The organism is Pseudomonas sp. UYEF17, from assembly GCF_040546125.1.
Taxonomy (GTDB): domain Bacteria; phylum Pseudomonadota; class Gammaproteobacteria; order Pseudomonadales; family Pseudomonadaceae; genus Aquipseudomonas; species Aquipseudomonas putida_Z.
Genome location: NZ_JBEPNE010000014.1, coordinates 115,592 through 141,723, shown reverse-complemented (window position 1 = coordinate 141,723; position 26,132 = coordinate 115,592). Strand labels below are relative to the sequence as shown.

At 62.9% G+C, this 26,132-nt stretch carries 20 protein-coding genes and 1 tRNA gene; 15 read left to right on the top strand and 6 right to left on the bottom strand.

The annotated features are described in order from the left end of the window. The first annotated feature begins 26 nt into the window (after window positions 1–26). The 3 genes from rplQ (at window position 27) to bfr (ending at window position 2,653) form a co-directional block, all read left to right on the top strand. Window positions 27–413 (top strand): 50S ribosomal protein L17, encoded by a 387-nt coding sequence (rplQ, locus tag ABIB24_RS19700; RefSeq protein WP_003255451.1) that lies wholly within the window; start codon window positions 27–29, stop codon window positions 411–413. A gap of 172 nt (window positions 414–585) precedes the next feature. Next, a complete protein-coding gene (locus ABIB24_RS19695; RefSeq protein ID WP_354317058.1) occupies window positions 586–2,025 on the top strand; it encodes a catalase in 1,440 nt (479 codons plus the stop codon). Between the two features lie 163 nt (window positions 2,026–2,188). After that, entirely contained in the window at window positions 2,189–2,653 is a 465-nt protein-coding gene (gene bfr, locus ABIB24_RS19690) for a bacterioferritin (RefSeq protein ID WP_003257116.1), read from the top strand. 116 nt (window positions 2,654–2,769) lie between these two features. Here bfr and uvrA read toward each other — a convergent pair whose 3' ends face one another. Further along, window positions 2,770–5,604, bottom strand: coding sequence for an excinuclease ABC subunit UvrA (gene uvrA, locus ABIB24_RS19685; RefSeq protein WP_075044431.1), 2,835 nt, complete (start codon window positions 5,602–5,604; stop codon window positions 2,770–2,772). 129 nt (window positions 5,605–5,733) lie between these two features. Between uvrA and ABIB24_RS19680 the strand changes: the two genes are divergently transcribed. Together ABIB24_RS19680 and ABIB24_RS19675 are read left to right on the top strand one after the other, a co-directional pair. Next, complete coding sequence (locus ABIB24_RS19680; protein ID WP_137162864.1) at window positions 5,734–7,128, top strand: MFS transporter; 1,395 nt, start codon at window positions 5,734–5,736, stop codon at window positions 7,126–7,128. A gap of 9 nt (window positions 7,129–7,137) precedes the next feature. Then, window positions 7,138–7,677: a single-stranded DNA-binding protein gene (locus ABIB24_RS19675; protein WP_051101244.1), complete on the top strand. Its 540-nt coding sequence runs from the start codon at window positions 7,138–7,140 to the stop codon at window positions 7,675–7,677. A gap of 329 nt (window positions 7,678–8,006) precedes the next feature. On the opposite strand, the gene ABIB24_RS19670 is transcribed toward ABIB24_RS19675, so the two are convergent. Continuing rightward, entirely contained in the window at window positions 8,007–9,389 is a 1,383-nt protein-coding gene (locus tag ABIB24_RS19670; RefSeq protein WP_137162865.1) for an aminotransferase-like domain-containing protein, read from the bottom strand. A 199-nt stretch (window positions 9,390–9,588) separates the two neighbouring features. On the opposite strand from ABIB24_RS19670, the gene ABIB24_RS19665 reads away from it, so the two are divergent. The 9 genes from ABIB24_RS19665 (at window position 9,589) to ABIB24_RS19625 (ending at window position 20,629) form a co-directional block, all read left to right on the top strand. After that, on the top strand, window positions 9,589–10,374 hold the full coding sequence (locus tag ABIB24_RS19665; RefSeq protein WP_354317057.1) for a TSUP family transporter: 786 nt from the start codon (window positions 9,589–9,591) through the stop codon (window positions 10,372–10,374). 21 nt (window positions 10,375–10,395) lie between these two features. Next, complete coding sequence (locus ABIB24_RS19660) at window positions 10,396–11,157, top strand: SDR family NAD(P)-dependent oxidoreductase (RefSeq protein ID WP_354317056.1); 762 nt, start codon at window positions 10,396–10,398, stop codon at window positions 11,155–11,157. Between the two features lie 266 nt (window positions 11,158–11,423). Then, window positions 11,424–14,492 carry a formate dehydrogenase-N subunit alpha gene (gene fdnG / locus ABIB24_RS19655; protein ID WP_137162867.1) on the top strand — a complete coding sequence of 1,023 codons (3,069 nt, stop codon included), beginning with the start codon at window positions 11,424–11,426 and terminating at the stop codon, window positions 14,490–14,492. Beyond that, complete coding sequence (gene fdxH / locus ABIB24_RS19650; RefSeq protein WP_025337500.1) at window positions 14,492–15,442, top strand: formate dehydrogenase subunit beta; 951 nt, start codon at window positions 14,492–14,494, stop codon at window positions 15,440–15,442. The genes fdnG and fdxH overlap by 1 nt, the downstream gene beginning before the upstream one ends. Further along, window positions 15,439–16,095, top strand: a complete 657-nt coding sequence (locus tag ABIB24_RS19645) for a formate dehydrogenase subunit gamma (RefSeq protein ID WP_075044437.1) — start codon at window positions 15,439–15,441, stop codon at window positions 16,093–16,095. The genes fdxH and ABIB24_RS19645 overlap by 4 nt, the downstream gene beginning before the upstream one ends. Before the next feature lie 4 nt (window positions 16,096–16,099). Further along, window positions 16,100–17,020: a formate dehydrogenase accessory protein FdhE gene (gene fdhE / locus ABIB24_RS19640; protein ID WP_354317055.1), complete on the top strand. Its 921-nt coding sequence runs from the start codon at window positions 16,100–16,102 to the stop codon at window positions 17,018–17,020. 160 nt (window positions 17,021–17,180) lie between these two features. Further along, entirely contained in the window at window positions 17,181–18,608 is a 1,428-nt protein-coding gene (gene selA, locus ABIB24_RS19635) for an L-seryl-tRNA(Sec) selenium transferase (protein WP_354317054.1), read from the top strand. Next, on the top strand, window positions 18,605–20,527 hold the full coding sequence (selB, locus tag ABIB24_RS19630; RefSeq protein WP_274120399.1) for a selenocysteine-specific translation elongation factor: 1,923 nt from the start codon (window positions 18,605–18,607) through the stop codon (window positions 20,525–20,527). Before selA ends, selB begins: the two co-directional genes overlap by 4 nt. Before the next feature lie 6 nt (window positions 20,528–20,533). Beyond that, window positions 20,534–20,629 (top strand) — tRNA-Sec (locus tag ABIB24_RS19625). A 121-nt stretch (window positions 20,630–20,750) separates the two neighbouring features. Here the strand turns inward: ABIB24_RS19625 and ABIB24_RS19620 are convergent. Both ABIB24_RS19620 and ABIB24_RS19615 read right to left on the bottom strand, forming a co-directional pair. Further along, window positions 20,751–21,740 carry an asparaginase gene (locus ABIB24_RS19620; protein ID WP_502945831.1) on the bottom strand — a complete coding sequence of 330 codons (990 nt, stop codon included), beginning with the start codon at window positions 21,738–21,740 and terminating at the stop codon, window positions 20,751–20,753. A gap of 72 nt (window positions 21,741–21,812) precedes the next feature. Next, a complete protein-coding gene (locus ABIB24_RS19615) occupies window positions 21,813–23,255 on the bottom strand; it encodes an alanine/glycine:cation symporter family protein (protein WP_025337506.1) in 1,443 nt (480 codons plus the stop codon). Between the two features lie 178 nt (window positions 23,256–23,433). On the opposite strand from ABIB24_RS19615, the gene ABIB24_RS19610 reads away from it, so the two are divergent. Next, window positions 23,434–24,243, top strand: coding sequence for a helix-turn-helix domain-containing protein (locus ABIB24_RS19610; protein ID WP_025337507.1), 810 nt, complete (start codon window positions 23,434–23,436; stop codon window positions 24,241–24,243). Window positions 24,244–24,251: 8 nt separating this feature from the next. Here the strand turns inward: ABIB24_RS19610 and ABIB24_RS19605 are convergent, their stop codons facing one another. Together ABIB24_RS19605 and ABIB24_RS19600 are read right to left on the bottom strand one after the other, a co-directional pair. Then, window positions 24,252–25,046 (bottom strand): TSUP family transporter, encoded by a 795-nt coding sequence (locus ABIB24_RS19605; RefSeq protein ID WP_274120397.1) that lies wholly within the window; start codon window positions 25,044–25,046, stop codon window positions 24,252–24,254. 17 nt (window positions 25,047–25,063) lie between these two features. After that, window positions 25,064–26,104, bottom strand: a complete 1,041-nt coding sequence (locus ABIB24_RS19600) for a Fe(II)-2OG oxygenase family protein (RefSeq protein ID WP_354317052.1) — start codon at window positions 26,102–26,104, stop codon at window positions 25,064–25,066. Between the last annotated feature and the right edge of the window lie 28 nt (window positions 26,105–26,132).

The window sequence follows — 26,132 nt, the reverse complement described above, 5'->3', positions numbered from 1 at the left end:
ACGTAGTGTTTGGTAAGGAATGAATCATGCGTCATCGTAAAAGTGGACGTCACCTGAGCCGTACCAGCTCTCACCGCAAGGCTATGTTCCAGAACATGGCAGTGTCGCTGATCGAGCACGAGCTGATCAAAACCACCCTGCCGAAAGCCAAGGAACTGCGCCGCGTTGCCGAGCCGCTGATCACCCTGGCCAAGGAAGACAGCGTAGCTAACCGCCGTCTGGCCTTCGATCGTACCCGTTCGAAGTCCGCTGTTGGCAAGCTGTTCAACGACCTGGGTAAGCGTTACGCCACCCGTCAGGGCGGCTACCTGCGCATCCTGAAGTGCGGTTTCCGCGCTGGCGACAACGCTCCTATGGCGTACGTCGAGCTGGTTGATCGTCCGGTCGGCGGTGCTGTAGAAGCTGCTGAGTAAGACGTTCTGTCTGCTACAAAGAACCGGGCCTAGTGCCCGGTTTTTTGTTTCAGGATGTATTGTTTATTTCTATTGATGCAAGTCATGTAATGCATTTGTTCTTGTAACCTTGCTCGTCAATACTCTCTCCAGAGCCGTTTAGCCGGCGCTTGAAGACCGATAAGGAGAGCCCATGAGCAAGATTCTCACCACCGCCAGCGGTGCACCTGTAGCAGACAACCAGAATTCCCGTTCCGCCGGCCCGCGTGGCCCGCTGCTGCTCGACGACTTCCACCTGATCGAGAAGCTCGCCCACTTCAACCGCGAGAACATTCCTGAGCGCCGCGTACACGCAAAAGGCTCGGGCGCCTACGGCACCTTTACCGTCACCCGCGATATCACCGAATACACCAGTGCCAAGTTGTTTGAACAGGTTGGCAAGCAGACCGAAACCTTCCTGCGCTTCTCCACCGTTGGTGGTGAGCGTGGCTCCGCTGATACCGAGCGCGATCCCCGTGGTTTCGCCGTCAAGTTCTACACCGAGGAAGGCAACTGGGACATCGTCGGCAACAACACGCCGGTGTTCTTCATCCGCGACCCACTGAAGTTCCCGGACTTTATCCACACCCAGAAGCGTCACCCGCAATCCAACCTGAAGAACGCTCAGATGATGTGGGACTTCTGGTCGCACTCTCCCGAGGCGCTGCATCAGGTCACCATTCTGTTCTCCGATCGCGGCATTCCGGACGGCTACCGCCACATGCACGGCTTCGGTAGCCATACCTACAGCCTGATCAATGCCAAAGGTGAGCGCACCTGGGTCAAATGGCACTTCAAGACCCAGCAAGGCATCAAGAACCTCGCACCGGCAGATGCCGCGCGCCTGGCAGGTACTGACCCGGACTACGCCCAGCGCGACCTGTTCGAAGCCATCGAGCGGGGCGATTACCCACGCTGGACCGTATGCATCCAGGTGATGAGCGAAGCCGAGGCTGCCGGCCGCGACGAAAACCCCTTCGACGTGACCAAGACCTGGTCGCAGAAGGACTACCCGCTGATTGAAGTGGGCGTGCTGGAGCTCAACCGTAACCCGCTCAACTACTTTGCCGAGGTCGAGCAGGCAGCGTTTGGCCCAAGCAACATGGTGCCGGGTGTTGGCCTGTCGCCGGACCGCATGCTGCAAGGGCGGGTATTCGCCTACGCCGACGCGCATCGCTACCGGGTGGGTACCAACCACCAGCAACTGCCGGTGAATGCACCACGCTGCCCGGTCAACAGCTACCAGCGTGATGGTTCCATGGCCGCTGGCGGTTACGGCAGCGCGCCGAACTATGAGCCCAACAGCTACAGCGATGCACCGAAGCAGTCGCCACGCCACGCCGAGCCTGCACTGGCCCTGAGTGGTTCCGCAGACCGTTACGACCACCGCGAAGACACCGACTACTACAGCCACGCCGGCGCGCTGTTCCGCCTGATGAACGATGAGCAGAAAGCCCTGCTGATAAACAACATTGCCGGCACCATGGCAGGCGTCAGCGAAGACGTGATCCAGCGTCAGTTGCAATACTTCTTCAAGGCCGATCCGGCCTATGGCGAAGGGGTTGCCAAGGCCTTGGGCATCAATTTCGCCTAAGTCGAAGTGATAAGAAGAACCGCCCTCATTTGGGCGGTTTTTCAATGAATATCACTACTGTTTGACCGATTTTTTGCTTCTAATTGCGCGGTTTTCAGTGACCGCAGGCAAAAGCTGGTTCACACTATGTGGCATAGACGTTTTCACATGGAGAAGCAGGGCGATGCAAGGTCACCCGGACGTAATCAACTACCTCGTTACGCTGCTGAAGGGCGAACTGGCGGCGCGTGACCAGTACTTCATTCACTCGCGTATGTACGAAGACTGGGGCCTGTCCAAGCTCTACGAGCGCATCAACCACGAAATGGAAGAAGAGACGCAGCACGCAGATGCCCTGATGCGTCGCATCCTCATGCTCGAAGGCACCCCTGACATGCGCGCGGACGACCTGGAAGTGGGCAGCACCGTGCCGGAAATGATCGAGGCGGACCTCAAGCTCGAGTACAAGGTACGCGGCGCGCTGTGCAAAGGCATCGAGCTGTGCGAGTTGCACAAGGACTACATCAGCCGCGACATCCTGCGCGCTCAGTTGGCTGATACCGAAGAAGATCACACCTACTGGCTGGAGAAGCAGCAGGGGCTGATCAAGGCCATTGGCCTCGAGAATTACCTGCAGTCGCAGATGTAAAAGCCTGGGCTGCTTTGCAGCCCTATCGCGACACAAGGCCGCTCCCACAGGGAAATGCATTACTCCTGTGGGAGCGGCCTTGTGTCGCGAAAGGGGCGCAAAGCGCCCCCAAGGCCTTACGCCCGATCCCGCTCCAGCAACGGTTTCAGGTAGTGCCCGGTATACGACTGTTTCATCGTACTCAGTTCTTCTGGCGTACCGCAGGCAATGATCTGCCCACCTTTCGAGCCACCCTCCGGCCCTAGATCCACCAGCCAGTCCGCGGTCTTGATCACATCCAGGTTGTGCTCGATCACCACCACGGTATTGCCGTGGTCACGCAGGCGATGCAGCACGTCCAGCAACTGCTGGATATCGGCAAAGTGCAGGCCCGTGGTCGGCTCATCGAGGATGTACAGGGTCTTGCCGGTGTCACGCTTGGACAGTTCGCGCGATAGCTTGACTCGCTGGGCCTCACCACCCGACAGGGTGGTCGCCGACTGCCCCAGCTTGATGTACGACAGCCCCACATCCATCAACGTCTGCAGCTTGCGCGCCAGCGCCGGCACTGCGTCGAAGAACTCGCGGGCATCCTCGATGGTCATCTCCAGCACCTCGTGGATGTTCTTGCCCTTGTACTTGATCTCCAGGGTTTCGCGGTTGTAGCGCTTGCTCTTGCACACGTCGCACGGCACGTAGATGTCCGGCAGGAAGTGCATCTCCACCTTGATCAGGCCATCGCCCTGGCAGGCCTCGCAACGGCCCCCCTTGACGTTGAACGAGAAGCGCCCCGGACCATAGCCGCGCGAACGCGATTCCGGCACACCGGAGAACAGCTCGCGGATCGGCGTGAAGATGCCGGTGTAGGTCGCCGGGTTCGAGCGAGGGGTGCGGCCGATCGGGCTCTGGTCGATATCCACCACCTTGTCCAGGTGCTGCAGGCCATCCATGCTGGCATGCGGCGCCGCTTCCAGGCTGCTTGCGCCATTCAGGGCGGTGGCGGCCAGTGGGAACAGGGTGTTGTTGATCAGCGTCGACTTGCCCGAGCCGGACACCCCGGTCACGCAGGTCAGCAGGCCGATCGGGACTTCCAGGTCGACGTTTTGCAGGTTGTTGCCACGCGCGCCCTTGAGCTTGAGTTGCAGCTTCTTGTTGCGCGGCGTGCGCTTGGCCGGCACGACAATCTTCTTGCGCCCGGACAGGTACTTGCCGGTCAGCGAGTCGGGGTGGGCCATGACCTCCTGCGGCGAGCCCTCGGCGACGATCTGCCCACCGTGCACGCCGGCCCCCGGGCCGATGTCCACCACGTAGTCGGCCAGGCGGATGGCGTCCTCGTCGTGTTCCACCACGATCACCGTGTTGCCCAGGTCGCGCAGGTGGTTGAGGGTGGCCAGCAGGCGGTCATTGTCACGCTGATGAAGGCCGATGGACGGCTCATCGAGGATGTACATCACCCCCACCAGGCCAGCGCCGATCTGGCTGGCCAGGCGGATACGCTGCGCTTCGCCACCGGACAGGGTATCGGCGCTGCGGTCCAGGGTGAGATAGTCGAGACCGACGTTGACCAGGAACTGCAGGCGCTCGCAGATTTCCTTGAGGATCTTCGCCGCAATCTCGCCACGGCGACCGGTCAGGGTCAGCTCGCCGAAATAGTTGCTGGCTTCACCGATCGGCAGATTGGTCACCGCCGGCAGGGTTTTTTCGCCCACCCACACGTGCCGTGCCTCACGGCGCAGGCGGGTGCCGCGGCAATCCGGGCAGGGCTGGGTGCCGAGGAACTTGGCCAGTTCTTCGCGCACGGTGGCCGACTCGGTCTCGCGGTAGCGACGCTCCAGGTTCGGCACGATGCCTTCGAACGGGTGCGAGCGCTTGACGATGTCGCCACGGTCGTTGAGGTACTTGAAGTCGACGCTCTGCTTGCCGCTGCCCTGCAGGATCACCTTCTGGTGCTCGGCCGAAAGCTGGCCGAATGGTTCCTCCAGGCTGAAGCCGTAATGCGCGGCCAGCGAGCCGAGCATCTGGAAGTAGTACACGTTGCGCCGGTCCCAGCCGCGGATCGCGCCTTCGGCCAAGGTGAGCTCGGCATTGACCAGGCGCTTGGTGTCGAAGAACTGCTTCACCCCCAGGCCATCGCAGGTCGGGCAGGCGCCAGCGGGGTTGTTGAAGGAGAACAGCTTCGGCTCCAGCTCGCTGATGGCATGACCACAGACCGGGCAGGCGAAACGCGCGGAGAAGATCGTCTCTTCGCCTTGTTCGTCATCCATCGGTGCCACCAGGGCGATGCCGTCGGCCAGCTTTAGCGCGGTCTCGAACGACTCGGCCAGGCGTTGTTGCAGGTCGGCGCGGACCTTGAAACGGTCCACGACCACATCGATGCTGTGTTTTTTCTGCTTGTCCAGCTTGGGCAGTTCGTCGAGTTCGTAGAGCTTGCCGTTGACCCGGGCGCGCACAAAGCCCTGGGCACGCAGCTCGTCGAACACTGCCAGGTGCTCGCCCTTGCGCTCGCGCACCACCGGAGCCAGCAGCATCAGCTTGCTGCCTTCCGGGCGCTCCAGCACCAGGTCGACCATCTGGCTGATCGTTTGCGCCTCCAGCGGGATATCGTGATCCGGGCAGCGTGGGGTGCCGACGCGGGCGTACAGCAGGCGCAGATAGTCGTAGATTTCGGTGATGGTGCCGACCGTGGAGCGGGGGTTGTGCGAGGTCGACTTCTGCTCGATGGAAATGGCTGGCGACAGGCCTTCGATGGTATCGACGTCGGGCTTTTCCATCATCGACAGGAACTGCCGGGCGTAGGCCGACAGCGATTCCACATAGCGGCGCTGGCCTTCGGCGTACAGGGTGTCGAACGCCAGGGACGACTTGCCGGAACCGGACAGGCCGGTGATCACGATCAGCTTGTCCCGGGGCAGGGTCAGGTCGATGTTCTTCAGGTTGTGGGTACGTGCCCCACGAATCAGGATCTTGTCCACTGCGGCCTCGCTCGGCGGGCATAAACAAGGAAGTATACGGCGCGCTGCCAGTACGCGGCAAAGCGTCGCGTAGATGCCGTCAAGCTGTCGGACTGATAGAATCGCCGCCGGTTCACACGAGATTAATCCATGCACGACACCCACAACGAACGCATGAGTGGCAGCGAAACCCGCGCCGCTGGCGGCCTGGCCCTGGTCTTTGCCTTTCGTATGCTGGGCATGTTCATGGTCTTGCCGGTGCTGGCCATCTACGGGATGGACCTGGCCGGTGCCACGCCTGCGCTGATCGGCCTGGCCATTGGTGCCTATGGCCTGACGCAGGCCGTATTGCAGATCCCGTTCGGGATGATTTCCGATCGTATCGGCCGCCGGCCGGTGATTTACCTGGGGTTGGTCATCTTTGCCCTGGGTAGTGTATTGGCGGCCCAGGCCGACTCCATCTGGGGAGTGATCGCCGGGCGTATCCTGCAGGGCGCCGGGGCGATTTCCGCTGCGGTCATGGCGCTGCTGTCCGACCTCACGCGCGAGCAGCACCGGACCAAGGCCATGGCCATGATCGGCATGAGCATCGGCCTGTCGTTTGCTGTCGCCATGGTCGTTGGCCCATTGCTGACTCGTGTCTTTGGCTTGTCAGGATTGTTCCTCGCCACGGCAGGACTTGCCCTGGTCGGCATCCTGCTGATCGCCTTTGTGGTGCCCAATACCCACAGCATCCTGCAGCACCGTGAGTCGGGTGTGGCGCGCCAAGCCATCGGCCCGACCCTGCGCCATCCGGACCTTCTGCGCCTGGATGTGGGCATTTTCATCCTCCACGCCATCCTCATGGCCAGCTTCGTCGCATTGCCACTGGCCTTTGTCGAGCGCGGCGGTCTACCGAAGGAGCAGCACTGGTGGGTGTACCTGACCGCGTTGTTCATCTCATTTTTTGCAATGGTCCCGTTCATCATCTATGGCGAAAAAAAGCGCAAGATGAAACGCGTGCTGGCCGGGGCGGTCAGTGTGTTGCTGCTGGTGGAGGTGTTCTTCTGGCAGTGGGCTGACGGTTTGCGCGGACTGGTGATCGGCACCGTGGTATTCTTTACTGCATTCAACCTGCTGGAGGCATCGCTGCCTTCGCTGGTGAGCAAGGTGTCGCCTGCAGGTGGCAAGGGGACGGCAATGGGGGTCTACTCCACCAGCCAGTTCCTCGGCGCTGCCCTGGGAGGAATCCTCGGTGGCTGGTTGTTCCAGCACGGCGGGCTGAACATGGTGTTCCTCGGTTGTGCGGTGCTGTGTGCCATCTGGTTGGTCGTCGCCTTGCGCATGAACGAGCCGCCCTATGTGACCAGCCTGCGCATGCCGCTGACGCCAGAGGCAGTCCGGGAAGCCGGCCTGACCGAGCGCCTGATGGCTGTGCCAGGTGTGACCGACGCCGTCGTGGTGGCGGAAGAAGCCGCCATCTATATCAAACTGGATACGAAAATTTTGGACCGTACGACCCTCGAGCGCCTGGTGAACCCGGCCTCTTCGGCGTGCGAAGCCTAGGAGAACGTTATGGCCCGTGGGGTTAACAAAGTCATTCTGGTCGGCACCTGTGGCCAGGATCCCGAAGTCCGCTACCTGCCCAACGGTAACGCCGTGACCAACCTGAGCCTGGCTACCAGCGAGCAGTGGACCGACAAGCAGTCGGGCCAGAAGGTCGAGCGTACCGAGTGGCACCGTGTGTCGCTGTTCGGCAAGGTTGCCGAAATCGCCGGCGAATACCTGCGCAAGGGTTCGCAGTGCTACATCGAAGGCAAGCTGCAGACCCGCGAGTGGGAAAAAGACGGCATCAAGCGCTACACCACCGAGATCATCGTCGACATCAACGGCACCATGCAGCTGCTCGGCGGTCGTCCGCAGAATCAGCAGCAGGGCGGTGACCCGTACAACCAGGGTGGCGGCAACTACGGTGGCGGCCAGCAGCAGTACAACCAGGCCCCACGCCAGCAGGCCCCGCGCCCGCAACAGGCGCCTCAGCGCCCGGCACCGCAGCAGCCCGCCCCGCAGCCGGCGGCGGATTTTGACAGCTTCGATGACGATATTCCGTTCTGATCAGAGCGGGTTAGCGTCTAGCAGGGCCAGAAACCCAGGGCAGAGTTGCCCTGGGTTTTTTCATTTGTGGGGAATGCCAGAAGAGAAGGTGAGGGCTGCCAGGTGCTCATCTCCCGGCGAGCACATCACCGGTTGCTAATTTTCAGCATTTGGTGATGAAGCTTTTTCATGGGCAATAGCACGTACCCTGTGGGAGCGGGCAAGCCCGCGAAGCAGGCGATGCGATGGATGGCACCGGCTACGCCGGTGTTCGCGGGCATGCCCGCTCCCACAGGTTGCGTGGGTTTCTGCTACGGCGCAATCCTGTGAGGGCGGGTGCAGCCAGCGCTTCAATAAAACAACCGTGGCTCCGGCGAGTCCAGCAAGCTGACCAGCTTGGTCAGGGCAAAGCCCAGTTCCTGGCGGCTGGGGGCCATCAGGGCGATGCGCACGCCGCAGTTGGCGTGGCTGCGTTCTGGCAGGAACTGGCTGCCACTGACTACCGTGACGCCGTTGTTACGCGCCAGGTTGGCGAATTCGTCGCTGGTCCACGGCTCCGGCAACTCCAGCCAGATGTGGAAGCTGTTGGGCTGGCTGCGGATCTTGTACTTGCCAAGGATCTCCCGGGCCATTTGCTGGCGCGCGGCCGCCTCGTCCTGTTGTGCCTGCACCAGCTGGTCGGCCATGCCGCTGTTGATCAGGTTGCTGGCCAGTTGTGCCATCAACGGCGATGGCATCCAGACGCTGCTGCGTACCATCGACGATAGCCGCGAGAGGGTTTGCGGTGGGGCGTACAGGTAACCGATACGCAGCGCCGGCAGCACACTTTTGGACAGGCTGGTGAGATACACCGAACGTTCTGGCGCATACGCCGCTAGTGGCTGGTAATCCGGTGCGGGTTCAAGGAAGCCGTAGATATCGTCATCGACGATGAACAGGTCGAACTCGCGGGCGATCTCTGCGATGGCCTGGCGCCGTGCGTGGGGCATGATCGAGTTGGTGGGGTTCTGGTGGGTGGTGACACACACCAACAGGGAAGGGCGATGCTCCAGGCAGGCCGCACGCAATGCCTCGGGAATAAGGCCATGCTCGTCCATGGCCACGCCACGCAGGCGGCGGCCCATGCTGTGGGCCAGGGAGATGATGCCTGGGTAGCAGAACGATTCGCACAGCACCACATCGTCGCTCTTCGACAGGCTACTGATGGCTACCAATAGTCCATGCTGTGCGCCAGAGGTCAGTACAACCTGTTGCCAGCGCGCGCCAGGCAGCCAGCGCCGAATCCAGTCTGCACCTGCTTGTTTGTGGGAGGTGTGACCACCTTCTGTCACATAGTCGAGGACCTGTCCCAGGTCCGCAGAGGTGGCCAGCTCGCTGATCGCCGCACCCAGCCACTCACTCATGTGGGCATCGTTGGGTTTGATGATCGACAGGTCGATCTGGCTGCTTTCGCCAGTAACGGGGGCGGGCGCCGACGGGGCGGATAACCGCTGTCGCAACTGTCTGACAAATGTGCCACGGCCCACCTCTCCAACCACCAGGCCGCGCTTGGCCGCTTCGTCGTAGGCTCTTCCAACGGTGCCGGGGGTTACATTCAGTGCCTCGGCAAGGTCTTTGAGGGTGGGCAAGCGATCGCCTGCTGCAAGCCGACCACTTTCGATGTCCTGTTCAAGGGCATTAGCGATCATCAGGTAAACCGGCTGGGTTTGATCGCCGTATTGAGGGACCCACATGGAAATGGCACCAGATTCTGCAAGTGCGCGCAGCCTAGCATGAAAGCCAAGATACGGGTAATGATGGTAATTCTCGCCATTGAATCGATTTAATTTATGATTGAATCGATTCAATTGTTGTAATTACAATCACCGCGCTGACTGGGGCAAGCGCACTCGCGTTGTGCTTGGCATGACACTCCACTGGATGGACTTTGCTATGGAAATTCTGGGCGCATTCTGGGCGGAACACTGGTTGCTGGCGATCCTCATGCTCGGGGCGATTGCCTTCGTTGCCGGCTTCGTCGACAGCATTGCCGGTGGCGGTGGGCTGTTCCTGGTACCGGGCTTTCTGCTGGTTGGCATGCCACCCCAGGTTGCCCTTGGCCAGGAAAAACTCGTCAGTACCCTCGGCACGCTGGCGGCCATCCGCAACTTCCTGGCCAACAGCAAGATGGTCTGGAAGGTGGCGCTGGTCGGCGTGCCATTCTCGCTGCTCGGTGCCTACCTGGGGGCGCACCTGATCGTGTCGATCTCCCAGGAAACCGTAGGCAAGATCATCCTGGCGCTGATCCCCTTCGGCATCCTCATCTTCCTCACCCCCAAGGACCGCCCGGTCGGGGAGCGCGAACTGTCATCGCGCATGCTGTTCACCGTGGTCCCGCTGACCTGCCTGGCCATCGGTTTCTATGACGGCTTCTTCGGCCCCGGTACCGGCAGCATGTTCATCATCGCTTTCCATTACCTGCTGCGCATGGACCTGGTCTCCAGCTCGGCCAACTCCAAAACCTTCAACTTCGCGTCCAACATCGGCGCCCTGGTGGCCTTCGTCATTGCCGGCAAGGTCGTCTACCTCCTGGCGTTGCCGCTGGTGGCCTGCAACATCCTCGGTAACCACCTGGGCAGCGCACTGGCCCTGCGCAAGGGCAACGAAGTGGTGCGCAAGGCGCTGGTGTTCTCGATGCTCTGCCTGTTCACCAGCCTGGGCGTGAAGTACCTGGCCTGACCCTTCCATAGGAGACAACTGATGAAAACCGCATTCGTAACCGGCGCCTCCTCGGGCTTTGGCCGCGCCATCTGCCGTACCTTGATCGGCAAAGGCTACCGCGTGATCGGTGGTGCCCGGCGCATGGACAAGCTGCAAGCGCTGGAGGCCGAGCTGGGCGTCAATTTCATTCCGCTGGCGCTGGACGTTACCGACCCGGTGTCGCTCGAGACGGCGGTCGATCAGATTCGTGATGCTTCGCTGCAGATCGACCTGCTGGTCAACAATGCCGGGCTGGCGCTGGGCGTGGACCGTGCCCAGGCCAGCAGTGCGGAAAACTGGCAGCGGATGATCGACACCAACATCACCGGCCTGGCCATGGTCACCCACAAGATCCTGCCGCAGATGGTGGAAGCCGACAGCGGCATGATCATCAACATCGGCTCGATCGCCGGCACCTACCCCTACCCGGGCGGTAACGTGTATGGCGCCAGCAAGGCCTTTGTCCGCCAGTTCAGCCTCAACCTGCGCGCCGACCTGGCGGGCACCCGCGTGCGAGTGAGCAACATCGAGCCAGGGCTGTGCTCGGGGACCGATTTCTCGGTGGTGCGCCTGAACGGTGACCTGGATGCCGTGCAGGCGCTGTATCGGGATGTGGAGGCCATCCTGCCCGAGGACATCGCGGCCACGGTGGCCTGGATTGCCGAGCAGCCGGCGCATGTGAACATCAATACCATCGAGATCATGCCGGTGGCCCAGAGCAGTGCGGCGCTGAACGTGGTGCGCAACCTGCCGGCTTGCTGATCGGCTGGTGGTGGATGGCACCGGCCTTGCCGGTGTTCGCGGGCTCGCCCGCTCCCACAGGAATAGCGCCCTGCTTCGGGCATGTGCAGTACCTGTGGGTTTACCCGCGAATCTGGCAACACAGCGCCTTCAGCTGACCCATGTCATCGCACCTTCTCGATTCTTGGCTAGTCTTAACTGTTGGCGGCCATCAATTGGCCGCCACCGTGACTACCAAGAGGCGCCGGCCATGTTCCGTGCGTCCACCACCTGATCAGGAGTGCACGATGGACCTGAACCGTCGGCAGTTCTTCAAGGTCGCCGCCGTCGGCCTTGGAGGCTCGAGCCTTGCGGCGTTGGGCATGGCCCCGACACCAGCATTCGCCGAGCAGGTGCGTCACTTCAAGCTGGCGCATACCAAAGAAACCCGTAACACATGCCCCTACTGCTCGGTCGGCTGCGGCCTGATCATGTACAGCCAGGGCGATGCGGGCAAGAACGTCAAACAGAACATCATCCATATCGAAGGTGACGCCGACCACCCGGTCAACCGCGGCACCCTCTGCCCGAAAGGCGCTGGCCTGCTGGACTTCATCCACAGCCCGAGCCGCCTGCAGTACCCCGAGGTACGCAAGCCTGGCAGCAAGGAGTGGGTGCGGGTCAGCTGGGACGAGGCGCTCGATCGCGTCGCCGACCTGATGAAGCAGGACCGCGACGCCAACTTCATCGAAAAGAACGCCCAGGGGCAAACGGTCAACCGCTGGCTCACCACCGGTTTTCTCGCTGCTTCCGCCGCCTCCAGCGAGGCTGGCTACCTGACCCACAAGGTCGTCCGCGCAACAGGCATGCTGGGGTTCGATAACCAAGCTCGTGTCTGACATGGCCCGACGGTGGCAAGTCTTGCCCCGACGTACGGCCGTGGCGCCATGACCAACCACTGGTCCGATATCGCCAACGCGAATCTGGTCCTGGTGATGGGTGGCAACGCAGCAGAAGCGCATCCGTGCGGCTTCAAGTGGGTGACCGAGGCCAAGGCGCACAACAAGGCGCGGCTGATCGTGGTCGACCCGCGGTTTACCCGTACCGCTTCGGTGGCGGACTACTACGCACCGATCCGTACCGGTACCGACATCGCCTTCATGGGCGGGCTGATCAATTACCTGCTGAGCAACGACAAGATCCAGCACGAGTACGTGCGCAACTACACCGACGTGTCGTTCATCGTCAAAGAGAACTATGGTTTCGAGGATGGCCTGTTCAGCGGCTACGACGAGGCCAAGCGCGTGTATGCCGACAAGTCCGGCTGGGGTTACGAGCTGGGTGAGGACGGTTTTGCCAAGGTCGACCCGACCCTGCAGCACCCGCGCTGCGTGTTCCAGCTGATGAAGCAGCACTACAGCCGCTATACCCCGGAACTGGCGAGCATGACCTGTGGCATGCCGCAGGACGCCATGTTGAAGATCTGGGAAGAGATCGCTACCTGCTCGGTACCGGGCAAGACCATGACGATCCTCTATGCGCTTGGCTGGACGCAGCACTCGATCGGCGCACAGATCATCCGCAGTGCGGCCATGGTGCAGTTGCTGTTGGGTAACGTCGGCATGCCGGGTGGCGGGGTCAACGCCTTGCGCGGGCACTCCAACATCCAGGGCCTGACCGACCTCGGCCTGCTGTCCAACTCGTTGCCGGGTTACCTGACCCTGGCCGGCGATGCCGAGCAGGACTATGCCGCCTATATCGACAAGCGCGCCTCCAAGCCACTGCGCCCTGGCCAACTGTCGTACTGGCAGAACTACGGCAAGTTCCATGTCAGCCTGATGAAGGCCTGGTACGGCGCCAATGCCACGGCGGAGAACAATTGGGGCTACGACTGGCTGCCCAAGCTCGACGTGCCGGCCTACGACGTGCTGCGCATGTTCGAGATGATGGGCCAGGGCAAGGTCAACGGCTACATGTGCCAGGGCTTCAACCCGATTGCCGCGCTGCCAGACAAGAACCGCGTCACCGCGGCCCTTGGCAAGCTCAAGTGGCTGGTGATCATGGACCCGCTGGCCACCGAGACCTCGGAGTTCTGGCGCAATGCCGGGCCGTTCAATGATGTAGACACGGCCAACATCCAGACCGAAGTGATCCGCCTGCCCACCACCTGCTTCGCCGAGGAAGACGGCTCGCTGGTCAACAGCAGCCGCTGGCTGCAGTGGCACTGGAAGGGCGCCGACGGCCCGGGCGAGACCCGCACCGACGTTCACATCATGAGCGAGCTGTTCCTGCGCCTGCGCCAACGCTACCAGGCCGAGGGCGGCGCCTACCCTGATGCGCTGATGAACATCAACTGGCCATACAAGGTCCCTGAAGAGCCATCCCCGGAGGAACTGGCCAAGGAAATGAACGGCTGGGCGGTGGCCGACGTCACCGACCCGACTGGCGCAGTGCTCAAGGCCGGCCAGCAACTGGCGGGCTTTGGCCAGCTCAAGGACGACGGCAGCACCGCGTCCGGCTGCTGGATCTTCGCCGGCAGCTGGACCGAGCAGGGTAACCAGATGGCTCGCCGTGATAACAGCGACCCGTACGGCATGCACCAGGTGCAGAACTGGGCCTGGGCCTGGCCGGCCAACCGCCGCATCCTCTACAACCGTGCCTCCAGCGACCCGCAAGGCAAGCCGTGGGACCCGGAGAAGAAGCGCCTGGTGTGGTGGAACGGCAAGGCCTGGACCGGCACCGACGTGCCCGACTTCAAGGTCGACTCGCCGCCTGAGGCGGGGATGAACCCGTTCATCATGAACCCCGAAGGCGTGGCGCGGTTCTTCGCCATCGACAAGATGGCCGAAGGCCCGTTCCCCGAGCACTACGAGCCGTTCGAGACGCCGATTGGCATCAACCCGCTGCACCCGCAGAACAAGAAGGCCACCAGCAACCCGGCCGGGCGGGTCTTCGACTCGGTGTGGGACAGCCTCGGCAAGCACGACGAGTTCCCATACGCGGCGACCACGTACCGGCTGACCGAGCACTTCCACTTCTGGAGCAAGCATTGCCGGCTCAACGCCATTGCCCAGCCCGAGCAGTTCGTCGAAATCGGCGAGGTGCTGGCCAACGAGAAAGGTATCAAGGCCGGTGACCGGGTGCGGGTGTCGAGCAAGCGCGGGCACATCGAGGCGGTGGCAGTGGTGACCAAGCGGATTCGCCCGCTCCAGGTCAACAACCAGACCGTGCACCAGATCGGCATCCCGCTGCACTGGGGCTTCACCGGGGCTACGCGGCATGGCTACCTGACCAACACCCTGGTGCCTTTCCTGGGTGACGGCAATACCCAGACGCCAGAGTCCAAGTCGTTCCTCGTCAAAGTGGAGAAACTCTGATGGCCAGCCAAGACATCATCGCCCGCTCGGCCACCACCACCGTACCGCCTTCGGTACGCCAGCAGCAGGAAGTCGCCAAGCTGATCGACACCACCAAGTGCATCGGCTGCAAGGCCTGCCAGGTGGCGTGTTCGGAGTGGAACGAACTGCGTGACGAGGTCGGCCACAACCACGGCACCTACGACAACCCCCAGGACCTCACCGCCGAGACCTGGACCCTGATGCGCTTCACCGAGCACGAGCGCGACGACGGCAACCTGGAGTGGCTGATTCGCAAGGACGGCTGCATGCACTGCGCCGAGCCAGGTTGCCTGAAGGCCTGCCCGAGCCCGGGGGCGATCATCAAGCACGCCAACGGCATCGTCGACTTCAACCAGGACCACTGCATCGGTTGTGGCTACTGCATCACCGGTTGCCCGTTCAACATCCCGCGCATCTCGCAGAAGGACCACAAGGCGTACAAGTGCACCCTGTGTTCCGACCGCGTGACCGTGGGCCTGGAGCCGGCCTGCGTGAAAACCTGCCCGACCGGGGCCATCGTGTTCGGCACCAAGGACGAGATGAAGGTGCATGCCGCCGAGCGCATCGTCGACCTCAAGTCGCGGGGTTACGACAAGGCCGGGCTGTACGACCCGGACGGCGTCGGCGGCACCCACGTGATGTATGTGCTGCACCATGCCGACACGCCGAAGCTGTACGCCGGCCTGCCGGACCAGCCGGTGATCAGCCCGCTGGTGGGGTTGTGGAAGGGCTTCACCAAGCCGCTGGCGCTGCTGGCCATGGGCGCGGCGGTGCTGGCCGGGTTCTTCCACTATGTGCGGGTCGGGCCACAGCGGGTGGAGGAGGACGAGCACCCGGCACCTGCGGATGAAAGCGTGCATCAGGTGGACCCGTCGGTCCATGTCTATGATCCGACCAAGCCCGGCGGGCAAGGGGAGCAGCGACCATGAACGACAACAAACCCATCCTGCGCTACAACGCCAACGAGCGCAGCAACCACTGGGTCGTCGCGATCCTGTTCGTCCTGGCTGGTCTGTCGGGGCTGGCGCTGTTCCATCCGGCGCTGTTCTGGCTCAGCAACCTGTTCGGCGGTGGGCCGTGGACACGCATCCTGCACCCCTTCATCGGGGTGGCGATGTTCGTGTTCTTCCTCGGCCTGGTGCTGCGTTTCTGGCGGGCCAACTTCATCACTGCCAACGACCGCCTGTGGCTACGCCGCGTGGACCGGGTGATGCTCAACAAGGAGGAGGGTGTGCCACCGATCGGCAAGTACAACGCCGGGCAGAAGCTGTTGTTCTGGACCCTGCTGGTGTGCATGCTGGTTCTGCTGGTCAGCGGCGTGGTGATCTGGCGCGCATACTTCAGCCATTTGTTCGGCATCGAAGTCATTCGGCTGTCCGCGCTGCTCCACGCCCTGGCGGCGTTCGTGCTGATCCTCAGCATCATCGTGCACATCTACGCCGGCATCTGGATCAAGGGCTCGATCGGCGCCATGCTGCATGGCTGGGTCAGCCGCGCCTGGGCGCGCAAACACCATGAGTTGTGGTACCGCGAAGTGACCGGTGACAAGACGCCGGGCAATCACGGACGAAAAGAAGGATGAGCGCTTGAGCACGATACTCGAACCCGGGCAGATCGAAGCGTCGGCAGTGATGCCGCCGTTTCTGCACCTGCCCCCTGCCAACCTGTTCGAACTGCGCGCCGCGCGCCTGGAGCAACTGGCCGAGGGCAATGCCCTTGGCGAATACCTGAAGCTGGTGGCTCGTTTGTGCCGTATCCAGCAGCAGCTTGTGGATAACCCGCCCGCTGGCATGCCGGTGGCCGAGGAGCGTCAGCGCCTGTGCATAAGTCATGGTTTGCCGCCATTGGCGGCGGACAGCCTGGTGCGTGAGGGGCCGTGGCTGGTCTGGTTGCAGGCCTTGCTTGAGCACCTCGACGCGGACACCAGCGGTCCGTTGGGGGAGGCGCTGCAAGCCCTGCGCAGCAGTGACGACCATCAACGCAAGGGTTGGGGCATCGCCTTGCTCGCCGGCCAGTACGATGCCGTGCCTGCGGCACTGGTGCCGTTCATTGGGGCGGCCTTGCAGGCGGCCTGGTCCAGCTGGTTGCTGGCGCTGCCCGCGCCAGAGCTCAAGCCCGCCGGCAGCCTGGCCCAGTGCCCGGCCTGCGGTTCGCCGGCGATGGCTGGGGTGGTGCGCAACCGCGGCAAGCACAATGGCCTGCGCTACCTGGCTTGTTCGCTGTGTGCCTGCGAATGGCATGTGGTGCGGGTCAAATGCGTGTACTGCGAGTCGAGCAAGGACCTGCGCTATACCAGCCTTGACGATGACCGCCATGCGCCGGGCAAGGCGCCGCTACGGGCGGAATGCTGCCCGCAATGCGAGAGCTACCTGAAGCAGAACTACCTGGAAAACGATGCGGCGGCCGAGCCGCTGGCCGATGACCTGGCCAGCCTGGCACTGGACATTCGCCTGGACGAGGAGGGCTTCCATCGGTTGGCACCGAACCTGATGCTCGCACCCGGGTAATGGAGAGTGTCTACACTGTAAGACCGAGTCGCCTTCTTCGCGGGTAAACCCGCTCCCACAGGGCCCGCGCAGCTTTTGAGGCTTGCGCGGGCCCTTGTAGGAGCGGGTTTACCCGCGAAGAGGCCAGTACAGACAACGGATCAGTCCAAGGTAGTACCGCATGTCCTCCAGCCTAGCCAGCGACACCCCACGCCTGCCCTCCATCGACACCCTTTTACGCCACCCGGCCTGCCTCCCGCTGATCGACCGCCACGGCCGCGACGCGGTCCTCGCCACCCTGCGGCAACTGCTCGACGACCTGCGCGACCCCGCCCGCACCGGCCAGCTCAGTGCCGCCGAACTGGCCGCTGAAGTCCTGCTGGGCCGCACTGGCGAACGCTTGGCCACCCAGCAACGCAGCCAGGTCCGCCGAGTGTTCAACCTCACCGGCACCGTGTTGCACACCAACCTCGGCCGCGCCTTGTTGCCAGAGGAGGCCATCGAGGCCATGCAGACCGCCGCCCGCTACCCGCTCAACCTGGAATTCGACCTGGCCACCGGCAAGCGCGGCGACCGTGACGACCTGATCGAAGGCCTGATCCGCGAGCTGACCGGCGCCGAAGCCGTCACCGTGGTCAACAACAACGCCGCCGCCGTGCTGCTGGCGCTCAACAGCCTGGGCGCGCGCAAGGAGGGGATCATCTCCCGCGGTGAACTGATCGAGATCGGCGGTGCCTTCCGCATCCCAGACATCATGGCTCGCGCCGGTGTGAAGCTGCACGAAGTCGGCACCACCAACCGCACCCACGCCCGTGACTACGAGGCCGCCATCAGCCCACGTACCGGCCTGCTGATGCGGGTGCATTGCAGCAACTACAGCATCCAGGGCTTCACTACCCAGGTGCCCACCGGCGAGCTGGCGCGCATCGCCCACCAACATGAATTGCCTCTACTTGAAGACCTTGGCAGCGGCAGCCTGCTTGACCTTACCCGCTGGGGCCTGCCCGCCGAGCCGACCGTGCGCCAGGCCCTGGCAGATGGCGCCGATATCGTCACCTTCAGCGGCGACAAACTGCTGGGCGGGCCGCAAGCCGGAATCATCGTCGGGCGCAAGGAGCTGATCGCCAGGATCAAGAAGAACCCGCTCAAGCGCGCGCTGCGTGTCGACAAGATCACCCTGGCCGCACTCGAAGCGGTGCTGGCGCTGTACCGCAACCCCGACCGCCTGGCCGAGCGCCTGCCCAGTCTGCGCCTGCTGACCCGCAGCCAGGCCGAAATCCAGACCCAGGCCGAGCGCCTGGCGCCAGAGCTCAAGGCCCGCCTCGGCGAACAATGGGCGGTCAGCGTGGAACCGGCGTTGGGCATGATTGGCAGTGGCAGCCAACCGGTGGCCCGCCTGCCGAGCGCGGCGTTGTGCCTGCGCCCGCAGGTGTCGAAGAAGCTGCGCGGGCGCAGCCTGCATGTGCTGGAGCGGGCCTTGCGTGACCTGCCGGTGCCTGTGCTCGGCCGTATCGCCGATGACGCACTGTGGCTGGACCTGCGCCAGCTGGATGACGAAGCCCAGTGGCTGGCGCAGTTGCCCGCCCTGCAATTGGGGCCGGTACAGTGATCGTTGGTACCGCCGGCCACATCGACCACGGCAAGACCGCATTGCTCCAGGCCCTGACCGGCCAGGCCGGTGACCATCGCCAGGAGGAGCGCGCCCGTGGCATGACCATCGACCTTGGCTACCGCTATGCGGCGTTGACCGAGGGGGCAGCACTGACCGGCTTCATCGATGTACCGGGCCATGAGCGCTTTATCCACAACATGCTGGCCGGCGCCCACGGCATCGACCTGGTGCTGTTGGTGGTGGCGGCCGACGACGGGGTGATGCCACAAACCCGAGAGCACCTGGCGATCATCGAGCTGCTGGGCATCCCCCAGGCCCTGGTGGCGATCAGCAAATGTGACCGGGTAGAGCCGACCCGCCTGGTCGAAGTGCAGGCACAGGTCAGCGAGCTTCTGGCGCCGGGCCCGTATGCTGGTGCACGGCAGTTTCCGTTGTCGAGTGTGACCGGCGAAGGTATCGATGCCCTGCGCCAGGCGTTGCTGGCCGCGCAACAGCGCGTGCGCCAGCGCAGCGTGCGTGGCGGTTTCCGTCTGGCCGTCGACCGCGCCTTCGCCGTTACCGGTGCGGGTGTGGTGGTCACGGGCACGGCGGTGGCTGGGCGGGTCAGTGCCGGCGACACTTTGTTGCTGGGCAAGGCCGGCAAACCGGTGCGGGTGCGTGGCCTGCATGCGCAGAACCAGGCCGCGCTGGTGGCCGAGGCGGGACAGCGGGTGGCACTGAACATCGCTGCCGAACGGCTGGCGGTGGAGCAGGTGCGCCGGGGTGACTGGCTAGTGCCCGAGTGGCTGCATGCGCCCAGCGTGCGGGTGGATATCGAGCTGAACCTGTTGCCGGGCGAGACCCGTACCTTCGAACATTTCAGCGCTGTGCACGTGCACCTCGGCACCCAGGACGTAACCGCCCGGGTGGCCTTGCTCGAAGGTGAAACCCTGGTGGCGGGCCAGCGCATGTTCGCCCAGTTGCTGCTCAACGCGCCGCTGCAGGCGGTACACGGCGACCGTCTGGTACTGCGCGACCAGCGTGCCCAACGCACCCTGGGGGGCGGCAAGGTGCTCGACCCGTTCGCGCCAAGCCGTCAGCGCCGCAGCGATGAGCGCCTGCGCCAATTGCAGGTGCTGCGTGATGCCGAGGACCTGGAGCAGGCCTTGCCGGCACTGCTCGCCAGCGCACCAGGGGGTATCGACCCACAGCGTCTGGAGCGGCAGTTCAATCGTCTGCGCGAAACCTGGCAGTTGCCGGAAGATGTGCTGGTGGTGGCCACGCGGCAGGGCCAACTGCTGTTTGCCAGTGCCCGGTGGCAGGCGCTCAAGCGCCAAGTGCTGGAGCAGCTGGCGCGGTTCCATGAACAGGAGCCCGACCAGCTCGGCCCGGACCGCGACCGCCTGCGCCGCTTTGCTGCCTTGCCGCTGGAGCGGCCCGCTTTTGTCAGCCTGCTGGATGAGTTGCTCGAGGACGGCGCCATTGCCAGCAGCGGGCCTTGGCTGCACCTGCCCGATCACAAGGTGCAGCTGAGCGAAGCCGACAGTGCGTTATGGGCAAATCTGCAACCGAAGTTGCTGGCGGGGCAATACGATCCGCCCTGGGTCAGGACGCTGGCGAGCGAGGAAAATTGTGCCGAAGCCGATGTGCGCCTGTTGCTGCGCAAGCTGGCCCGGCTGGGCCTGGTGCACCAGGTGGTGCGCGACCTGTTCTACCCCGAGGCGACGCTACAGCGCATGGCAGAGCTGCTGCTGGGGCAGGCCAGTGAAACGCCGATAGTGCAGGTTGCCGCGTTTCGCGATATGTTGGGCATCGGTCGCAAGCGCAGTGTGCAGATTCTGGAGTACTTCGACCGCATCGGCTTGACCCGGAGGGTGGCCGATCAGCGTCACATTCGCGCCGACAGCGCCCTGGCCCAGCAGCAGGCCAGGCACTGAGTTCAAGGAAGGCAATCGCGCCCGGTGGCGCGGCCGGGCTTCAAACCCGGTTGGGGACGGCAGCCGTTCCCGGGCAGGTTCGACTCCCGCTGCCTTCCGCCAATCATTTGTACAGGGGCTGCGTTGCAGCCCATCGCGACACAAGGCCGCTCCTACACAGGACTGCGCCGTACCTGTAGGAGCGGCCTTGTGTCGCGACGGGGCGCGAAGCGGCCCCAGTCGATCAGGCCCGTTCCCCACACAGATCCAGGGCAAACCACCGCTCCGCCGTGTCGACATCCAGCCCGGCCCCCAGCAACGCAACCATCTTGGCCAGCGCCGCCTCCCGGGTCATGCCACCGCCACTGACCAGCCCGGCCCCGCGCAAGCGGTTACCCGCCGCATAGGTATCGAACACCACCGCCCCCTCTGGGCACTGGCTGATAGCCGCCAGCATCACGCCCCGCTGGCGTGCCGCGCTCAGCACATCCAGCAACGCCTGGTCATCCGACGGCCCGGTACCGCTGCCGTAGCACTCCAGCAGCAACCCCTGCACGCCGCTGCCCAGCAGTGCCTGCAAGTGCCCGGCCTGCAGGCCCGGGAACACCGGCACTACCGCCAGGTTGACCGGCTGGCGCGGGTGCTTGTAGCCAAGTTCGGCAGGGATCGCCGTGGCGCGCTCACCGTCACGATGACGCGGCAGCGCGGCAAAGGCATCGAACGCCTCGCTGCGCAGCTTCGACGCCCGGCAGCCATGCAGTAGCTGCCCATGGAAGTACAGCTGCACGCCATCTTCCAGCCCCTGTTCGAACTGGCGCAGTGCGCCGCACAGGTTGTCCCAGGCGTCGCTGTCCGCGCTACCCGCCGGCAGCATCGAGCCGGTCAGCAGCACCGGCACCGGCAGGCCCAGCAGCAGGAACGACAATGCCGCGGCGCTGTAGGCCAGGCTGTCGGTGCCATGCAGCACCAGCACGCCATCATGGCCAGCCACCTCTACCGCTGCGACGATGGCATCGCGCATCGCCAGCCAGTTGTGCTGTTGCATGTTGGCACTGTCGAGCAGCGGGTTCAGTTCCTGCAGGGTCCAATGCACCTGGGGCGCATCGGCCAACTGGGCGAAGTGTTCACGCATCCGCGCGTCGAAACCACCGGCCGGCGCCAGGCCTTCCGGTGTTTCGAGCATGCCGATGGTGCCACCGGTATAGAGAACGAGAAGATTCTTTACTGCACGCATGGAAAGCATCCGTAGCGATGAGCGGAGAAAGAAAAGCCGCCCGCGGACGGGGCGGCTGGGCAGGAGAGGATATCAGCGCTGCGTCTGAGCTTGGCCGACTGCTTTGTCAGTGGCTGTTTCCGCCTGCGGATTGGCAGGCCAGGCATTGCGGTCCAGGTCCAGGTCGGTGAACTTGGCCGAGTCGAACACTGGCTGGTCGACGCCCGCCTTGCGCTGGTCGTCGTAGTCGCGCATCACCCGCAGGCCGACCTTGAACAGCAGGGCCAGGGCCACCAGGTTGACGAAGGCCAGGCAGGTCATGGTGATGTCGGCGAAGGCGAACACGGTCGACAGGTCCTGCATCGAACCCCATACCACCAGCGCCAGCACCAGGCCACGGAACACCATCAGTACCACGCGGTTGCGGCTGAGGAACTGCAGGCTGTTTTCGCCCAGGTAGTAGTTGTAGAGGATGCAGGTGAAGACGAACAGCGACAGCGCCACGCTGACGAACACGCGGCCCCAGTCACCGACCACGGCGGCCAGCGAGTTCTGGGTCAGGACGATGCCGTCACCTTCGAAGCCCGGGGTGTAGAAGCCCGACAACAGGATCAGCAACGCGGTGCAGGTGCAGATCACGAAGGTGTCGAGGAACACGCTGAAGGCCTGGACAACGCCCTGGGCACCAGGGTGTTTCACGGCGGCCACGGCGGCGACGTTCGGCGCACTGCCCAGGCCCGCTTCGTTGGCGAACACACCACGCTTAACGCCCATGACGATGGCGCTGCCGAGCAGGCCGCCGAATGCCGGGTCGAGGCCGAAGGCGCTCTTGAAGATGGTTTCCAGCATGGCTGGCACGTGCTCGATCTGGGTACCGATCACGTACAGGGTCACGCCGATGTAGGCCAGGGTCTTGACCGGTACCAGCAGGTCGGACACCGCAGCGATGCGCTTGATGCCGCCGATGAAGGTGATGGCCAGCAGCACGGCGAGGACAATGCCGGTGTGCTTGGGGTCGAAGGCAAAGGCGTTCTGCAGCGAGTGGGTCACGGTGTACGACTGCAGGCCGATGAAGGCGAAGCCGTAGGTGACCAGCAGCAGGATCGAGAACACGATGGCCATGCTTTTCAGCTTGAGGCCGTGCTGGATGTAGTAGGCCGGGCCACCACGGTACAGGCCGTCGCCATCGGCGCGCTTGTAGACCTGGGCCAGGGTGCATTCGAAGAAGCTGCTGGACATGCCCACCAGTGCGGTGACCCACATCCAGAACACAGCGCCTGGTCCACCCAGTGTCACGGCAATGCCGACACCGGCGATGTTACCGGCGCCCACGCGGCCGGCCAGGCTCAGCATCAGGGCCTGGAAGGAGCTCAGTTGGCCTGCCTGGCCACGCAGCGATTCTTTGAACACACCGAACATGTGGCCAAAATGGCGGAACTGGACGAACCGGGAACGGATGGTGAAGTAGCTACCCAGCCCTACGATCAGCACAATGAGAAGTTTCCCCGAGAGGAAATCGTTGAGTACTTCGAGCATTGGAAAATGACCTCGATTCTTATTGTTCGTGTGGAAAGATCAGCGGACGGCAGGCGCACCGCTATTCGTGGGGCGCATGGTTGGCTATGACAAGAGCGGTTACAATTTCGCGGGTTGCTCTGATTTGGTGCAACTTGATGCTACAATCGCGCCATTCGCGTCACCTGAGTCCCGAGTCATGAGCGATCATTTCGCTACCAACCTCAAACTGGCCTGCAGCCACTACCGCTCTATCTCCGAAGTTTGCCGCCAGCTGTCGATCAACCGCGCGCAGTTCAACAAGTACCTGAGCGGGCAGAGCCGCCCGACGGCCTACAACCTCAAGCGCATCGGCGATTTCTTCGGGGTCGAAGATTACGAATTGCATTTGCCACCCGAGCAGTTCAGCCGCCTGATCGGTGCTCGCGTGTCGACCCCGGCCGAGCAGCCTGGCGACCCGATCAGTGATCTGTTCCGTCCGTTGCACGCCCATGCGGGGAACCTGTCGCGCTATTGCGGTTACTACCTGGAATATTCCAACTGCATGTCGGTTCCGGGCACGGTCCTGGTGTCGTTGGTTCACCTGTGGGAGGAACGCGGGCAGTTCCTTTTCGAACGCCAGGAACGCCAGGAGCGTTCCAGCGCCACCAACCCCCATGCCGAGGTGCGTTGTCGCTATCTGGGAGCGGCGTTCCAGTTGCAGGACCGGATGTTCCTGGTCGATTACGAGTCGCTGACGTTCAACGAGATGAGCCAGACTATCCTCATCCCCAGTTTCAAAAGCCGCATTACCCGCCTCAACGGCCTGAAGGCCGGCGTATCCAGCGGAGACCGGCGCAACCCGGCCTGCACTCGGGTTGTGTGGGACTACCTGGGAGAGGAGATCAATCGCATAAATGTCTACCGGCAGGTAAAACTGTACCAGCCGGATGATCCCCGCATAGATGACGATGTGCGTGAGCGCCTCAGCGTGGGGCCGTTGCGTAACAGTCTGTTCGAAATCGAGTGATGCTTTTTTCAGAGAACAAGTTGATGTAACCACTCGCCGACAGGGTTGCCTGGGTCGAGCAGCAACTTGATTGCCATGATGCAGCAAACACAGACCAGCAATGGCTTGATCAGCCGTGGGCCAAAGTGCACTGCGCAGCGTGCGCCCAATTGAGCCCCCACAAAAGCCGCGAACGCCATTGCCAGCGCCAGTGGCCAGATGATCGCCCCGCTGAGTGAAAAGACTGACAATGCGCCCAGGTTACAGGCAGCGTTCAAAAGCTTGCTGGTGCACACGGCTTGTATCAAGTGCTGGCCCAGGAGGATCACGCAGGCCAGCATGAAGAACGAGCCGACACCAGGGCCGAAGATACCGTCATAAAAGCCAATGATCGGTGCAACCGCCACGCAGAACAGGCTGGTCGATATCTTTGCCTTGCGCGCTTGTTCATTCGGCTTTGGGCTGAAGGCAAAGTAAGCGGCTATCAGAATCAGCAGTGGTGGGACGCACGCCTGCAGAACGCTTTTGGGCACGTAAGTTATCGACAAGGCACCCAACGCCCCTCCGATAAATGACATGACAGCCATTGGACTGCCTCGTCTCCAGTCGATCATGCCTTTGCGGGCAAAGGCGCACGTAGCCGAAACCGTAGCCGAAGCCGCCTGGAACTTGTTGGTGGCAATTGCCGCCAAGGGTTCGATACCGGCAATGAACAACACCGGGAGTGTGATCAGGCCACCACCACCGGCGATGGCATCGAAAAAGCCGGCCATCAGTGCCACCAGTGCGAGTGTCAGAACAAGCGTTACGTCGAATTCGATCATGGGGTGTTTTCCTGTGATCAGCCACGCACGAGCAGTGGGTCTTCAGCGAGCACCAACGGTACTGCGAAGGGGGAGTATCCGAATTGACGGATGAGCAGCCGCCGGTTGTCCTGGACCATGTCGCGGCCGTGCAAGGCTCGGCTGTTGTTGATCAACAGTGCGCTGTCAGGCTGCAGGACAAACGCCAGTGGTCGAGCGTTATCCAGTGCTTTCTGAAAGGCGTCGAAAGCGCGCGCCGCTGCGCTGCAGGCGCGTTCATTCAGGCTGAAGCGATAGCTGTTGTAACGAACAGAGAAACCACCATTGGGCTCGAATTGCAGCATTGAAACTGCTTTGCCTGCATTGCCTTGTCCGTGAGCGAAGCAGTCACTGCGGGTGAAGTCGAAGGACGTTGAAGTCAGCGCAAGTGTGTCCAGGCTACCCAGGCGTTCGATGATTTCCCGGAGCGGGAAGACATTCGTAGGTTCATTGGCGGGGTTCCAGCGCGCAGTCAGAATCAGTGCAGAGGGAGCAGGGGAGTTGGCATTGGTGGAAATTGTCGAGCAGTTGTAGGGCGCTTCAGTGTGCGGCCCCAAGCGCAAGCCCGCATGCGAGCTGGTTTCAACTTCCAGGCAGGGATCTTCGTCGAGCCGCGGGACGCGGCCACCGCCCTTGAAGTTGCCGACCAGGCGAACCTGTTTACCATCGTTGTCTATATCGAAGGCGAAACTGCGGTAGCGCACGAGCTCCAGCAGCAGTTGATTGCGGGAGGCAAGGTATTGGCAGCGAGGGTTTTGCGCCAGGGCGGAAATGTCGGGCAGGTACTCTGGTATTGGCTCGTTGGCACAAGGCATTTGCCTGTACATCAAGGCAGATAGCTGGCCTTCACTGAAGCGTTGTAACAGTGCACGCTGTTCCTCACTCAAGGCTTGCTCGAGTTGATCGGCGAATACACGAGCCTGAAGTGCTACTCCTTTGGTCTCCGGGCCACCCAAGTCAGCAATCGTCTGGCTTGCAAAGGTTATGGCCTTGCTTTGCTCCGGGCTGAAATCCAGGTATGCAACTTCCGAACGAGGCATTGAACGTTCCCTGTACTTGTTTTTGTGA